The organism is Gaoshiqia sp. US2, from assembly GCF_059705485.1.
This window is the reverse complement of the sequence record NZ_AP048550.1, coordinates 706,181-721,145: the sequence shown is the minus strand read 5'-3', so window position 1 is coordinate 721,145 and position 14,965 is coordinate 706,181. Positions and strand designations below refer to the sequence as shown.

At 47.5% G+C, this 14,965-nt stretch carries 10 protein-coding genes and 2 pseudogenes; 1 reads left to right on the top strand and 11 read right to left on the bottom strand.

The annotated features are described in order from the left end of the window. Positions 1-43: 43 nt before the first annotated feature. Positions 44-1,207 (bottom strand): IS4 family transposase, encoded by a 1,164-nt coding sequence (locus AC6H3C_RS02835; RefSeq protein WP_497515873.1) that lies wholly within the window; start codon positions 1,205-1,207, stop codon positions 44-46. Between the two features lie 382 nt (positions 1,208-1,589). On the opposite strand from AC6H3C_RS02835, the gene AC6H3C_RS02830 reads away from it, so the two are divergent. Continuing rightward, positions 1,590-2,471, top strand: coding sequence for a sugar phosphate isomerase/epimerase family protein (locus tag AC6H3C_RS02830; protein ID WP_497519115.1), 882 nt, complete (start codon positions 1,590-1,592; stop codon positions 2,469-2,471). Between the two features lie 72 nt (positions 2,472-2,543). Here AC6H3C_RS02830 and AC6H3C_RS02825 read toward each other — a convergent pair. From AC6H3C_RS02825 to AC6H3C_RS02780, 10 genes and pseudogenes are all read right to left on the bottom strand, one after another. Continuing rightward, positions 2,544-2,681: pseudogene (locus tag AC6H3C_RS02825) on the bottom strand (PKD domain-containing protein); the annotation flags it as partial. 12 nt (positions 2,682-2,693) lie between these two features. Continuing rightward, a complete protein-coding gene (locus AC6H3C_RS02820) occupies positions 2,694-3,611 on the bottom strand; it encodes a hypothetical protein (protein WP_497519114.1) in 918 nt (305 codons plus the stop codon). Between the two features lie 208 nt (positions 3,612-3,819). After that, positions 3,820-5,223 carry a glycoside hydrolase family 88/105 protein gene (locus tag AC6H3C_RS02815; protein ID WP_497519112.1) on the bottom strand — a complete coding sequence of 468 codons (1,404 nt, stop codon included), beginning with the start codon at positions 5,221-5,223 and terminating at the stop codon, positions 3,820-3,822. A 59-nt stretch (positions 5,224-5,282) separates the two neighbouring features. Further along, complete coding sequence (locus AC6H3C_RS02810) at positions 5,283-6,707, bottom strand: glycoside hydrolase family 28 protein (protein WP_497519110.1); 1,425 nt, start codon at positions 6,705-6,707, stop codon at positions 5,283-5,285. A gap of 20 nt (positions 6,708-6,727) precedes the next feature. Next, on the bottom strand, positions 6,728-7,456 hold the full coding sequence (locus tag AC6H3C_RS02805; RefSeq protein WP_497519109.1) for a DUF6250 domain-containing protein: 729 nt from the start codon (positions 7,454-7,456) through the stop codon (positions 6,728-6,730). Beyond that, positions 7,453-8,571 (bottom strand): annotated as a pseudogene (locus AC6H3C_RS02800) (exo-rhamnogalacturonan lyase family protein); the annotation flags it as partial. The pseudogene AC6H3C_RS02800 and the gene AC6H3C_RS02805, both read right to left, overlap by 4 nt. 103 nt (positions 8,572-8,674) lie before the next feature. Then, entirely contained in the window at positions 8,675-10,150 is a 1,476-nt protein-coding gene (locus tag AC6H3C_RS02795; RefSeq protein ID WP_497516226.1) for an IS4 family transposase, read from the bottom strand. A 132-nt stretch (positions 10,151-10,282) separates the two neighbouring features. Further along, positions 10,283-11,878 (bottom strand): exo-rhamnogalacturonan lyase family protein, encoded by a 1,596-nt coding sequence (locus AC6H3C_RS02790; RefSeq protein ID WP_497519107.1) that lies wholly within the window; start codon positions 11,876-11,878, stop codon positions 10,283-10,285. A 47-nt stretch (positions 11,879-11,925) separates the two neighbouring features. Next, on the bottom strand, positions 11,926-13,236 hold the full coding sequence (locus AC6H3C_RS02785; protein WP_497519105.1) for a hypothetical protein: 1,311 nt from the start codon (positions 13,234-13,236) through the stop codon (positions 11,926-11,928). A 141-nt stretch (positions 13,237-13,377) separates the two neighbouring features. After that, positions 13,378-14,952 carry a RagB/SusD family nutrient uptake outer membrane protein gene (locus AC6H3C_RS02780; RefSeq protein WP_497519103.1) on the bottom strand — a complete coding sequence of 525 codons (1,575 nt, stop codon included), beginning with the start codon at positions 14,950-14,952 and terminating at the stop codon, positions 13,378-13,380. Positions 14,953-14,965 lie beyond the last annotated feature (13 nt).

Sequence of the window (14,965 nt, the reverse complement as noted above, 5' to 3'; positions counted from 1 at the left end):
TTTATAATTTTACACTGGTGTCTATTAAAAAATGTTAATTCAATTAGAAGTCCAAATGCAGTTGGCAATCGCTATCATCATAGGCCTTATTTTCCCTCGGAGCCAAGAGTTCTTGAATGGGATCCTTGACCAGCAGGGAATTACCAAGGATACGCATGACCTCCACAACAGGTCTGCCCAGTTTGAGGTCGTGTTCAATAATAGCGACAAGACAGTACGTGATGATGGCGACATGTATCTGTATGCGGACCGCATTCTCGGATTCTCCCCAAAAGGATTTGACACGGAGATGCTGCTTGATCCATTTGAAAAACAGCTCCACCTGCCATCTGTAACGGTAAAGAAGAGCAATTTCATTTGCTTTGAGGTAGAAGTTGTTGGTGTAGTAGGTGAAGGCCCTTCCAAGGTCAGGGGCATAGAATACGATGCGTCTGAGCGAAACCGGATAGTTTCCACTGTTTCGCTTTCCTGTAAACCTAACCGTTTGGTCCCGCAGGACATTGTCATCTCCTTCAAGCATGTCATCTCCTTCCGTAATTTCATAATCAGGGCGGGACTTCTCCCGTATGATGAAGAAAGCTCCGGCCAGCTCAATTGCGTAGAGTCTGGAGAGATCAAAGTAGCCTCTATCAAACACATAGCAAGCGTGCCGTTCGTATGTAAACCAGTCCATAGACTTGGTGTCATGCACATTTGCATGGCTGATTCTGTAGAAGACCGGTATTTCAGTGGCAATATCAATCTGGGTATGAATCTTGATGCCAGACTTTGTGCTCCTAAACTTTGCCCATCTAAAGACCGACATGCACAGGTCGATGGTAGTGGAATCAATGGCATAGAACCTTCCGTGGAGTTCAAACTCTTTGGTGATACGTTTGGCCTGGGCAATAGACACAATGTAAAAGGCAAACTTCTCAAAGATCCCATGGTCTCTAAGGCTGTTTGCTTTGGAAAGAACGCTTCTGTTGATGGGAACCTTTCCAAACCCGAGGTGAAAAGATCTTTTGGCATGAGCAATAGTGACATCTGTGAGTTCTCTAAGACTATGGCAGCCTATGAGCTGGCCGTACATGATAACCAGCATATGGCTCCAGTAGGATGGTGCCATTCTGACTGTCCTGTCTTTGTGTTTTATTACCAGTCGTTCGAAGTAACGTTTCGGGAGAAACTCCACAATCTGTGCGAAAACATATTTGCCAACGTTCATACTTGTTCCAATTTGTACCTGAGTACAAAGGAACAAATTTCAAAAGGGCGACAAGGTTTTGAAAAGCTAGCATGCTGTGCATAAAACAGATATGAGGCATTTTAACAAAAATTAATAGACACTAGTGATAATTTTATATGTTCTCTGACAGAAGGATAACAAGTTGGTTTAATCAAGCGATGTGAAAATCGTGTTAATATTTGTAAACATGAAAGCCGCGAAAATAAAGGAATTCGCCAACAAAATCCTGATTTCATGCGCATAAGCCATCCATTTTGCCGGCGATACAAAAAGCATGTAAATTTTATTTGTCAGAATAATTATCTTTGTTCCTGGTCGATAACTAATTTTTAACAACTCATATCTATTAAAACTTCCAAAAATGAAGAATGTAAAGATTTCAACCCGGGCCATCCTGTTTATTTTGGCCGTTTTTGTTTTATCATCAGCCTTTGTCGGGTGTAATGCCCCTGCTCCAAAAGAAACTAAAAAAGAAATTGGCATCCAGTTGTGGTCGGTTCGCGAAGCCATGAAAACGGATGTAGCCGCCACCATTGCCCGTTTGAGCGAAATTGGCTACACCTATGTCGAAGCTGCAGGCTATGGCGACGGCCTGTTTTATGGCATGGAACCTACTGAATTCAGAGCGCTGCTCGAAGAAAACGGCATGAGCATGAGAGGTTCGCACACGGGTATTAACCTGCCGAAAGAAGGCGAGTGGGAACAAGCCATGGCATGGTGGGATACCTGCATTGCTGCTCATCAGGCTGCCGGCGCCGAATGGATTGTAAAACCCTCGATGGGAGGAGATTCCTACAGAAACCTGGATACGCTTCAGATGTATTGCGACTATTACAATGCGATTGGAGAAAAATGTAATGCCGCCGGTATTCGTTTCGGTTACCACAATCATGCCCAGGAGTTTACCACCGAGTTTGACGGCGTGGTTTTTTACGATTACCTGCTTCAGAACACCGATCCCGGGAAAGTTATGTTCGAACTGGATTTATACTGGATTAAGGAAGGCGGCAAAGAAGCGCTTGACTATTTTAACAACTATCCGGGACGTTTTGAGCTGTACCATGTGAAAGATGTGGAAGAACTGGGAGCCAGCGGTACGATTGACTTTAAACCGGCCTTCGATGCCGCAGAAACGGCAGGCATGAAAGCCTATATTGTTGAAGTGGAACGTTACAACTTTGAACCCATCGTCAGCGTTGAAAAAAGTTTCGAATTCCTGAACCAGGCCGAATACACCAAGTAACGGATAAACAATCCCTCCATACAAAAAGCCCGGTTCGTTTGAGCCGGGCTTTATTGTTGAACTTACTGTGCTTTATTTCACAGCCACGTCCCACACCTTCGCACGGCGGGAATTTCCTTCAGGCCCTTCCACCCAAAGCACCACTACGTATTTGCCGGCTTCGGCATATTGATGTTGCGGATGTTGTTCGGCTGAAGTATGTCCATCGCCAAAATCCCATTTTCAGGAAGTGATTTCGCCGGACGACTCGTCGGTGAAAGCTACCAGGCGGCGTGTCATGTCAATCACCTGAAACGACCATTTGGCATCCACAGGCTTTTGGAACTGTTTTTCAATCGGCATTAACTCAAACACCAAACAATGGGAAGCATCACCGTACATGGTGTGTTCTTTGGAGAGGTTCCAGAATCCATTGTTCCCCTCTTTTTCCACATCATCGTAATCAATTACGGCCCAGCACAGACCGATTTTTTTGTTTTCATATAAAACCGTCTCAACAGCCCGGGCCGGATCATTACCGGCATAATCGAAAGGTGTAAGCCAGAATTCAAGGGTTAATTTGCCGGCTTCACCGGGCTTAAAATCATATTGATACGCCGCATTGGCATAAGGCAGTTCTTTAATCCACGGCTGGCTGCCCCATACCAGCGTCCAGTCTTTGCCTTCGGCCGGCGTGAACAGATGATAGTTCTGGGCGTGGACACCATGAAAGGAAAAGTAAGCATCCATCGGATCCAATGCCTTGTTCGGGTGAAACCGATCGATAAACGGACCACCCGACAAATCGCCGTCCACAATCAGCTCGAAAGTGTCGTTGTGGAGGTCGGGACGCGAAAAATCCCAGTAATCATCATAAGCTTCGTACAGAAAGTAAAGGCGGTTCAGCCCTTTCACCCAGCCCACTTTAACGCTCACCGACAGATTTTTCGGATCAGCCGCTGCATGTTTTTTGCTGTCATCCCAAAGCTGATCCATACCGACGGTATAATTTGGCGGAACGATATTCCACTCGCCGGCATGACCGTCAACCCGGGGAATCCTGTCGACCGGAAACTGAAAGACCTTGTAACCTCGATTTTCCTGCGCCCGAACGATCAGCGACAAGAGCAGGCTGGAAATCAGAAGACAAAAAATTCTCATGCGCATATTTTTGTTTGAGTTGCGTAAGTGCTTAAGTCTCAAGAAGCGATGTACCCATCCTGTGAGAACTTATGTACGCTGTATTTTGTACCTATTGTCAGGTCAGGTTTAAACTGACGGTCTGAATCAGAACTAGAAATTCACCCTGCCGTAAAAATTAAACTTCTGTCTGTTTACTGTTGACTTGACACGATGCACTATTCCCTGATTATTCCACACCAAAGATTGGCGCGTCAGTTTTGATTTCTTCGGGATAAAACATCAGAGCGCTGTCGTTCATTTTTGGATAGGAATTCCGGATCAGGTTGATGATTTCTGCTCCTGCCAGCAAAACAGGCCCGTATCCGTGTGCGGCATAAGGATTCACCGGACGGAAATAATAGAAAGCCGGATCGAAAGCCATGCCGGTTCCCACGCAGGTTCCCAGTACCTGCCCGCGTTCATTGACTTGGGTTGAAACTGCATTCCAATCTAAAACAGCTATCGATGCGTATGCCTGTTTGTCGATGTATCCCCGATTTATGGCCCGTGCTATGGCATACGTATAGATCGCCGTGGCCGAAGTTTCCAGGTAGCTGTCATTCCGGTCAATCAACTGGTGCCAGAAGCCGGTTCCGCTCTGGTATTTGGCCAGTCCGGCCACATGGGCGCGCAGTTGTTCGAGCACCGCCGGAAATCCCGGATGCGATTGGGGCAGTACCTCCAGCAACTCAACCATTGTCATCACAGCCCAGCCATTGGCGCGAGCCCAGTGAAACTGCGGATGCACCTCCATCTGCTGTACCCAGCCGTGCATGTATAATCCGTTTCCGGGATTGAACATCCGTTTTGAAAATTGAAGCACCTGTTTCACCGCATCGTCGTAATACTGCACCTCACCGGTTAGTTTCCCCATTTGGGCCAAGGCAGGCACGCTCATAAACAAATCGTCGAGCCAAAGGGTGTTCAGGTGAGGCCGGTTGCGCGCCAGAGTGCCATCTTCCAGACGAAATTCTTTGTTCTGAATATAATCGATGAAGTTGTAGATCATGGGGCGCAGGCTGCCATCCTGCTTTTCGCGTTCGGCTTTGATCATGGCAGCACACATGGCACCGGCGTCATCCAGCGCATGCGGGTGTAACACCGAATGCACCGGCGAACTGCGATCTACGTCCAGATCGGGATGTTCACGGTAAAAGGCGGTGAGGTCGGCCAGCAGCTTTAGCCTTTTTTCCGCGTATTCCGAGTAGCGTTTGTCTCCGGTAATCTCACCCGCCAGTAACATGCCGGCATAAGTTACCCCCCACTCGTAACTGGTTAAACGGAAGTCGCCCTGCTGTAACATCGCGTCTTTGGTAATCTGATTCAACTCCGTGATTTCTTTATTGGTATTTCGGTTGACGACCTTAGCCGGAGTGACTTCATCGAGATACAGAAATACCCGGTCGAGCACGGCTTTAATCTCTTTCACCCCGGGCAGACCATAAGGCATGGGATAGTCCGGACGCATCAGGTGTAAAGGTGTCGTCACATCGGTTTCCGGTTTTTCCTGGGCTAATGTTCCGGTTGCCGTAAAGCTCCCATAAATGATCATGGTTACTTTTAGAACGTTTGTAAATGCTGTCAATTTCATGTATTTAAATTTTATGATATTTCTACTCTTTTAATAAATACCGAACTTTTCGCCGCAGCTCACTTAACCGACACGGCACGATAACGGCCGGGATGCGCCGCTTCGCCTTTAAATTCATCCAAAACCAGACCTGTAACATCGTGCGCCTCCAGGGCATGCGTATAATAACCGGGCAAATTGTCGCCCCACGAAACCGAGCTGTGATGTATGCTCACCTGGTCGGCAAAACGGATATAAATGCCCGGATTACTTCGGAATTCGATATCCGGATATGATTTGGCCGGTCGGTTGTCCATCAGTCCCCCCTGATAATCCGTCCAGCGGTTCAGGGTGACGTGTAGGTGGTTGAACTGCACATTTTCAATGCGGCTCTCCCGGGTGCCGTTGATGCGGACACTGTTTTCGGCCAGACCGGTTACCTGTTCAACCCGAACATTCCGGATCTGACCGATTTTACCTTCAGGAAGGCGGGGAATGGCCGTAAACGAAATGGCTTCGCCTCGTCCCCACCACGGGTCGGAATGATAACGGGAGGTGAAGGTGATGTCTTTAAACGTGATGTTGCTCACATTTCCTTCGTCGCGCAACTGGATGGTGAAACCCCGGCAACTGGTTTTAATCTCGCAGCGTTCAAAAACAACATTAAAAATATCCTGTGTCGTTTCGGTACCAATCTTTAAACCCGAGTCCTGTGTTTCCAGTACACAGTCGTGTACCCAAATATTGGAAGAAGGACCATAGTCTTCATCCTGCCGGGTAGCTTTCACCACAATGGCGTCATCGCCGCAAACAATGTGGCAGTTCCGGATTTCCACATTCCGGCAATGGTCGGGGTCAATCCCGTCGCAGTTGGGCACATCCAGGTTGTTGCGGATGTTGACATGTTCAATCAAAACATTTTCGCAACCCAACAGATGCAGGCTCCAACTTGGGGCTTTTTCAACGGTAATTTCGCGCACAACCAATTCATTACAGCTGGTCAGAATCATCAATTTTGGACGCCAGTTTTTGGGAATCCACCATTCATTCTTTTCTTCGTAATGATCCATGAATTCCAAAGCGCGCCCGTTAATCTTTCCTGTTCCCGAAATGGTTAACCTGTTTGCTCCATTGGCGACAATAGCTGCTTCTCCCGAATAATCTTCTTCGCGGGTACTTACCAGCAACTCGGCATCCCCCTCCAGGTGAAAGTCCATGTTGCTTTTTAACACCAAGGTGCCAATCAGGTACCTGTGTCCGGCAGGAACCAGCACCTGCGCCTGGGTTCCGCGTGCTGATGCCGCGTCAATGGCTCGTTGGATCGCTTCCGTGTCCAAGGTCAGGCTATCTCCTTTTGCACCGTAATCCATCACATTAAAAACGGCCTGTTTTTCAGTATTTCGACATCCCATTGCAAGCAAAAGCAATACCAGCGGCAAAAGCAGATCCCGAACGCTGAACTTTCGGCTCCGAAAAGTTTTAATCAAGTCGTTTAGTTTTGTCATTGGGTTGTTCTTTAAAATTTCTACTTCAATCGATATACTTTAAAATCATCAATTTCGTGTCTCGACCAGGTTGTACGGATACCAAAATAACCGCTCTGAATCGGGTCCTGGTCGGTGAAGCTGAAAAATTCTTCGTTGTCGACAAAAACCCTGGTGGTATTCCTGTACACCACCACCTCAATCCGGTACGTGTGGTTGGGCTTTAGCAAATGGCTTGTATCCGTCAAATCGTGGTACAGGAACCGTCCGCCATTCCCGTCGTACTTTCGGAAACGCGTGGTTTTATTATAATTTCCTCCAATCCCGGCGTAATACATCCGTAAGGAGTCGTATTCGCCAAAAGCTCCTTTTCGTGTAAAAAGATTTGGATTTCGCGGATCGCCGGCCATCCAGAATTGGTTCATATCCGAAAGGCGGTCGTTCGGGCCATTATCCATAATCACTTTTCGTTTGTACTCAAAAAGCAAATCTCCCGACAGTTTCTGATTAAACCATACAGTAGCTCCCCGGTCAACATCAATCACCAGTTTTTGATTTCTGATTCCGATCATTACGCCGGGCGCCGAATCTACTTCAATCATCCAGTTATCCAGCGTTGAATCAAAACTGTCCTGAAAAATTAAGGAATCTTTCTCAAAGGGGAAATCTTTTCGGAGAAATTTACATGCAGTCGGGAAAGTCGCCACTATACTTATGGTGACAACCAATAAGCCGGCAGATTTCCAGAGTCGCATTATCGGGTTTTTCATTTCTCCATTTTCTGTTTAAAACGTTCATGATTTTCAGGAATTTGATTTCCAATCAATTCGAGCAACTGAATGGCATTCAGCCCCCATTGCGCCGTGTTATTGGTTGAAACTCCTTTCACCTCATAAACCGGTTCCAGGGTTTGCGGCCCGTCAAATAAGTTCATTTCAAAGGAAGTATCAGTTTGCAAAAATTCATTCCAGGCTCGTTTACCCCAGGCCGGTTCGTTTTTCATTTTCGAATAATATGCCGGAAGACGGGAATACCAATGTCCGGGATAGCCTAACTGAACAGAAATTCCAAACTCTTTTTTCACGCTGTCGGCCGGAGCGCCGTAAAGACGGGTAAACTGAAGCCACATCCGGCTCCACTCCGGTTCATCCAACAAACTGGTCAACTCATAAGCCACCTCCGGTCCGCCCATAAGCACCGAAAGATGGGAAAAACCAATATCTTCAGGATGCAATTGGAATAAACAGTGATTTTCAGGATCGTATCCCATGGCGGCTCCTTTTCCCGAGAACAGTCCGTAAGGCATTTCAGCCAGACTTCTCACTCCGGCCATTAGCTTGTCCCTCCATTTTTTATCACCGGTTCGTTCCCATTCGGTCATCCAGTTTCCGGCCAGCGCCAGCCAATCAGGGCCCATACGGGCATGTGTAGGATACTTACTTTTATCGAGAATTAACCGCAACGGATCCAACAGACCAATTGCCCTGTTGGAAGCTTCAGCGGAAGCCCGCATCAGATCGCCGGTCCGTTCATCGGTGGTGAGGTAATAATAAAAGCGCCCCAATGCCGCCTGTGCAATGCGTACCTCTTTGGAGCCGCAACCCCAATGACGCACGTTGTGACGGGAACCCAATCCTTCAAAACGTCCGAGATGATAAACATCAACTTCCCCGGTATGTCGTGTCATCGCTTCTGCCATGCGGAAAATGTCCGGTCGTCCGCTGCGCAGGTAGCTGTACCAAAGCCACAGGTTTGGCATCAGTTCGGTGTTATCCCAGGCATAACCTCCGATATCATAACGCCACACGTGCCGGTCGGGATCATAAGCATGCATGACATCGCCAAAATCCCAGAAACCGTACCAGTTGCGTTGTTCCACTTCCTGCTGGTAATAACCGAACTAAAGTTTCCCACATATATTAAGCCCTATAATTGGGCATGTTAAATTTCATAATTATCTGTTCAGTTGGCAACTAATTATCATGTTATCAAGCTACTACCTGGCAGATGGCAGTTTTGTTGTTATTTTGGTCATTATCATCAAATTCATCCAGTGCCTTGAGCATTGCCAGTAGTTGCCTACTTGTTTGGTCGCTTTGCATTAGTTTTTCTATTAATGCTTCACTGTCAATGTTTAGTATCGCGGCCATCTGGGTCAACATTTTAAAGAATACCTTGACCAGGCGTTCCCACAAAGTTAGTTCGAGCAGTTGCTGTTGTGTTTCCCTGAACAGCTCGCCCATGGTTTCATAAGAACTGAACCGCTTTTGCAGCGACAATATCGTATGGGTTGCCAAGATGATAGTTGCATCTGCAATTTGTCCATCGAAATCAGTGTTCTGGCTTGCGCCCAAACGCAGGTACTGCTTGCATTCCTTGAACAAGACTTCAATGGTCCAACGGATTTGGTACAGTTCAACCGCCTGTACGAAAGACAGGGTCAAATCGGTTGTCAATAGCAATGTCCAGTTCTTTGCATTATTGTAACGTATGAAGAAGAGCCGGACTTTCTCACCTTTGTAATCGACCACGGTGGAGATGTAGGTTGACTTGTATTTTCTGGAATACTTGCTGTTCTTCCTCTGGTTTTTAGTGATCAACTGATGGGCGTTCAATTCCTTGTTGCCAACCATGTATTTTCGCCTGTCAAGCTTGCACATCCCCAGTAAATGCATGGCCCCTTTTTTGATGGCACGGACACTTTTGATCATGTAATCGTTCACAAACCAACTGTCCATCAAAACATAACTGGCTATAATCCCATTTTTTACAGCCCGCCGGAGCATTGAAACAGCAACTTCGCCTTTCTTCATGTCCAATTCTTCGACCCTTTTTTGCCCGGGAGATTTGCCGTCACGCTTTTTTCTGAACTGCGATTGCAACTCTTTCTTTGACAAACCGTAAGTCCCCTTTTGCCCTTTCTCCCGGTGGAGCGAGAAGTCGGTTGCAACCAGTGTCTTTCCGTCCCAAAAACTAAGCAGGAGCATTTTAAAACCCAACGGGTAAAGTTTGGTCACATGGTTGAAAACCCTGCCGATAAACTCGACTGTTTTGCCCGTTTTTTCAATGTCCGTATCATCCAAAACAAAACAAGTTGTCCCTGAAACAGGACCGCCCTTGGCCTTTGCCTGCCAGGCAAATTGTTTGGCAAAGCCCATCAGTAATTTTCGCCAGTCCATCCACTGGTTGTTCATCAAACGATAAAAGGTATTGTCGTCAATGCTTTCAAGAAAATTTTTGCACCGGTTTTGCATCCTGCAAATACTTTCGCTGCGTAACCTGAAAACCAGAAGTGAAAGTAAAAGTACAGAAACGTCGTACCCTTTGCTCTTGAAAGAATTGAAGGAGCCTAAAAACCGGCCAACCCTGAAGGCCGAAAAGAAATGGAGGATCCCCTCATTGGTTTTTTCATCATTGCAAAGAACGCTCTCTAATTCGCTTAAATATGCTATTTTTGATCCCATAAGTAGTGGTTTTGTGAATAAACTGCTTTTTGATGTGTAACTAACTCAAATATAGCAATTTAAATTCTATTTTACCACTACTTATTTAATTTCAATCCTCATATAAATCAACACTTCCCAACGTGGGAAACTTTAGTAACCGAAGGCCTTATCCAGCTGGTCTTCCATCCATTGTTTGCCGGCAGAGCTCCGGTCGGGCAGGCTCCAAGTACCAAATACCGGAACCCGGTGTAAATATTCGGGCGCAGCAGTGAGCAAGGGCGGATTATTTGCCAGCTTGGTGATTTCAGTGAGTGTTTCATAATCCGGAACACCCGGACAGGCAAAAAGCCACAGTTCGCTTGTCCGGCCAACGCCTTTCGCCAGACTGAATCCGGGCTGTACATCCTCGTAACTGGCATCCAGGTTGTGTCCCCAGGGAATGGTATCGTAATGCCGCATATCCATAGCCGGCGCATCGGGCGCCCACAGCCAGACATTCAACTCGGCCAGGTCGGTTTTTGCATTCTTCACTTCCAGCGCAGAGGGAAACGATTGCCAAAAGTTTCTGACGCAAACGGCCAGGCCGCCGGAAACATCGCCCGCGAAGGCCATCCCGAGCGAACGTTTGCCTGCACCTGCGGCAATCCAGGCGCTCTGTGGGTTCGTTCGTTTTTGCACGGTAAAGCCGCCGGCATTCAATTGACTGAGCTTGAAATCGTTCCATGCAGCCCAGTGCCGAAGCAAAAATTGTTGTTTCTCGCTGAATGTTTCCTGTTGCGGAATACGTTCGCCCTGTAACTGCTTCTCGTAGACATTCTCAGTCAACGACAAAGGAACACGTCCGGTAAGCGGTTGCACCGGTTCGTCCCACAGCCGGTCCTCCTGCCCCGAAAAACGAATATGCCTGTTGTACAGTTCTTCATCCAGGGGCACGTCAAAACTCACAGCCAGCCCGCGGATAAAATCCTCTTCCTGATCGCCGTCGTAGATGATGGTATGCACCATCTTTACGGATGCCTGCCCGGCATAAAAGTATAACCGAATGATAAAGGGCAGCCAACTCCGTTCACCGGAATCAGCCACATGAAAGCCTTCTGCTTTTACAACCGCTCTGACAGGTCCTGTTTGTTCAACAGTTATCCTGCTTATGCGACCGGTAAACTTTTCAATAGCCGGCTGTGGCCCGTAATCGTTGCCCGGGCCGTTCTGCAACAGGCAAACCAACCGGCCTCCGGATGAAATTAACCGATCATTTATTTTCAATGATTGAATAAAACAGGATCCACCCCGGGAAATTTCACATTCGATTCGTCCGGTATGGATACGAACCAGACCATCCTCCTCAACCAGCCTCACGGATGTTTCAGGCAGGGAAGCTGGCTGCTGACCGGTTGTATGAAGAACGAATGTATTGCCCTCCTCTCCCTCGACCACTGTACCGAGTCCGATCCATTTAACCGAACCATCGGGCCAGTAGGCCAGGGGCCAGCTTTGCAGAGGCAGTGCGCTGCCGGCAACAGTTGTCAGCTTGTATTCCTGCCCGGGCTGTACCTGTCCTTGCCGAAACGGTACGCCCCAGCTAACACCCGTGGAAAATCCGGGAGCCCGATCTCCCAGCCAATTTAGCCGAACAGGTTGATCTTGTGATGCGGCAGTAAAAAATGTCAAACAGAGAAACAATAAACACACCGACGGCAGAAAAAAATAACGAACGGAACAGGGCTGTTGGCTCAATGTATCGCTCATTTTATTGGTTTTTAAAGATTGGGTTGAGAACATTGAAACTAAACCTATCATTGGGGAAACAATGGCACCAGCATGATATCGCTGTCGGTCAGCAGGCTGGAATTGATCAAAACCCATTTTCCATCCGGACTGACGGAAGGATGAAGATGGGCCTCTTTGGTAAACGGGCTGATGCTTTGAAGGCGATGCCCCTGAGTCAGCAACACCACGTCGTCCGGCTTGCCTGCATTGATGCGGTACAACTTTCCGTCGAAGGTATCGGCTACCAGGTATTTTTGGTCAGGAGAGGCATTGCAATGCCAGTATCCTCCTACACCGGTTTGTCCATGAAAGGTTAGTTGATTGGTCCTGACGTTCAGTGAATATAATCCGGTTTGATTAACTTGCAGTCGGTCAAGATGTCCCATCAGGTGAAAAAGAATACGATCAGGCCCCATAAATACTTCGTGAGTTACCCAATCGTTATCCCGTTCCTGATAAACCGGACGGTTAGTAACCTTTCCATCAGGGTCAACCGAAAGATACCACATGCGCTGGGGCGAGTCGCCGCCGGTTTCCCAGCAATACATCATTTCGCCTGAAACATATGGATTAGCCTGCAAATGGCCGATCCAGACGGGGACTTCCAACAGTTTGGTTGTTTTCCCTGTTTCAAAGTCGAGACTGTAAATGGCCGATAAATCTTTTTCCAACCGGGAAGAAAAGAATATCCGTTTTTCATTGGCATCCAGACCTAAACCAGAAGGCTTTATCGAGTCCGGAATATGTCCCAAAACTACTTCATAGTTATCCGGCTCACCCACTTCTCGCTGTTCGCTGTCGCTTAGCAAATTGCCCAGTTTTAGCTCTATTACCTGGTTTTCACGAATGAGGTACGCCGAGTTTTTATGCCATCCCAAATGCAGGTTGTATCCACGGTCGCCGGTTGTGATCTGAACGATTTCAAAATCCTCCATCGAAAGTGCATAGGCCTGTCCCCCTCCGCGTTCCTGCCGGGCCGTACGATTGGAAGTAAACACAAGGTATTTTCCGTCGGGGGTCCATTGCGGATGGGTTTGGTACATTTTCGAACTGCTGTGGCGCGAAGTCGTCAGGGCGTTTACTGTCACACCGGTCTCCCGGTCAGTAAAGGTGTAATTTTCAGCCGGGAAACGTTGTCCGAAAATATCCTCTCCGGCCATATCAAAGGTATGGTAAACATGCTTCAGCCGACTGTAATCCACAGCTTCCAGCACCTGACTGAAGGTGTTTCGTGTCATTAATGAAAATAGGATTGCGGTGGCAAATAATTTTAGACCGACGGACTGACTTTGAACCAGAACCTTGGCGGTGAAATATTGCATGGTATTGTTTTTCATTTTTTGGTTTAAGTTAAGAAAGGTATCCTCGTAGCATCCGTTAATAAAACACAAGACCAACCCGATCGCCATCGCAGACAAGTCGGGCTGGAATGCTTCTGTTTTAGCCCGGAATGGATGATATTCCGGGCTAAAAATTTATTAGTTATAGCCAGGGTTCTGGCTCAGGTTCGGATTGGCGTCCAAAGCCGTCTGAGGAATCGGGTACAGGTTTCTAAACTCCTCTGAAATAGCCTTAAACTCCCAGGCTGAGGTAAACTTGCCAAAGCGGATCAAGTCGCGACGGCGCGACATCTCGAAGGTCAGTTCCCTGCCCCGCTCATCCAGAATATCATTCAGACTAACAGCGCTCAGCGTGCTGGCATTACTGCGTCCCCTGATCAGGTTGACCAGCGGCAAAGCCAGATCGGTTTGCCCTTTACGGGCATAGGCTTCGGCTTTCATTAAAAAGATTTCGGCATAACGCAGAAAAGCAATATCATTCCCGGCATTACCACCGTTGGTACTCGGGTCGAGGCCCCACTTGATCCATTTGATACCGGCGTTCATGGGTTGACTGCGTATACCGGTGGCGGGGATGATTTCATAGGGTACCGGTCCCTGGGTGGACTTACCTTCGACATACAAGGCAGAATTCCCATCAGGCACCACTCGCTCTACCATGACCACATTCCCGTTCCTCGGGTCAATCAGTGGTCCGTGACCCAAAAACATCTTTTTACGTTCATCCTGGTCTTCAAACAGGTTCATCACCGATTCGCGGGTCTGAAATCCATTTTGCGGCGTGTAAGGCAAGCCAAACAAACCGCCACTAATTCCGGGAAGCACCTTCTGTACCAAGGGATGCCCTACCCCGCCGGCTACATTCGGCGTATAGATTCCGCCAAAAATGAATTCGTCATTTCCTTCATTGTTGTAAACAAAATTGTCGAAATAATTATTCAGCAACCGGTAGGCTCCCGAGCTGATGACCTTATCACAATAGGTGATCACATCGTCGTTATACGCCGATCCGGTATATACCTCGGCATTCAGGTAAACTGTTGCCAGTAAACCGAAAACAGCTTCTTTGGTGATCCGGCCATAGTATCCACTTCCTACGTTGGCCTGAGAAGGCAAATCTTCGGCAGCAGCTTTCAACTCATCGATAATGAAATTAAAAACTTCAGTACGGGTGTTTTGTTTGGGAAGATCATTGGCATCTACTTTGGCCCCTGTAAAAACAGGTACGTTACCAAACAAATCCATCAAAAAGAAATAAGCATATGCCCTGAGGGCGCGTAATTCAGCAACAGGTCCTTCCAGTCCTTCAATGCCTGAACTTTCGAGAGAAGCCAACAGCGCATTGGCTCTTCCCACGGTGGCGAAGAAAGAATTCCAGGATGAAGACAGATAAGAATGATCTGCGGTCCACTTATGCTCGGTTATTCTTTCAAAAGCATCTCCCGACCACCATCCCTGGATTTTACCGGTCACCAGAACCTGGTCGGCCGACATTTCCATGATCCGGTACTCGGTCCCCATGCCGGTAATGGTTGCAAAGTTCCGGTAAATCCCCGATAAGGAAGAAAGAACCTGCGTTTCGCCCTTGTAATACGTTTCGGCAACATATTCCGAATAGACATCTTCATCCAGGGTACAGCTGGGCATCACATTTACCGACAAAGCCAGTAAAAGCGCCAGATAGGTCTTATATGTTTTTATTATTGGTCTCATATCATATTGTTAA

Coding starts and splice junctions, on each gene's coding strand:
- AC6H3C_RS02795 (WP_497516226.1), bottom strand. CDS start 10,150: ATGGGATCAAAAATAGCATATTTAAGCGAATTAGAGAGCGTTCTTTGC.
- AC6H3C_RS02785 (WP_497519105.1), bottom strand. CDS start 13,236: ATGAAAAACAATACCATGCAATATTTCACCGCCAAGGTTCTGGTTCAA.
- AC6H3C_RS02805 (WP_497519109.1), bottom strand. CDS start 7,456: ATGAAAAACCCGATAATGCGACTCTGGAAATCTGCCGGCTTATTGGTT.
- AC6H3C_RS02780 (WP_497519103.1), bottom strand. CDS start 14,952: ATGAGACCAATAATAAAAACATATAAGACCTATCTGGCGCTTTTACTG.
- AC6H3C_RS02790 (WP_497519107.1), bottom strand. CDS start 11,878: ATGAGCGATACATTGAGCCAACAGCCCTGTTCCGTTCGTTATTTTTTT.
- AC6H3C_RS02835 (WP_497515873.1), bottom strand. CDS start 1,207: ATGAACGTTGGCAAATATGTTTTCGCACAGATTGTGGAGTTTCTCCCG.
- AC6H3C_RS02830 (WP_497519115.1), top strand. CDS start 1,590: ATGAAGAATGTAAAGATTTCAACCCGGGCCATCCTGTTTATTTTGGCC.
- AC6H3C_RS02820 (WP_497519114.1), bottom strand. CDS start 3,611: ATGAGAATTTTTTGTCTTCTGATTTCCAGCCTGCTCTTGTCGCTGATC.
- AC6H3C_RS02815 (WP_497519112.1), bottom strand. CDS start 5,223: ATGAAATTGACAGCATTTACAAACGTTCTAAAAGTAACCATGATCATT.
- AC6H3C_RS02810 (WP_497519110.1), bottom strand. CDS start 6,707: ATGACAAAACTAAACGACTTGATTAAAACTTTTCGGAGCCGAAAGTTC.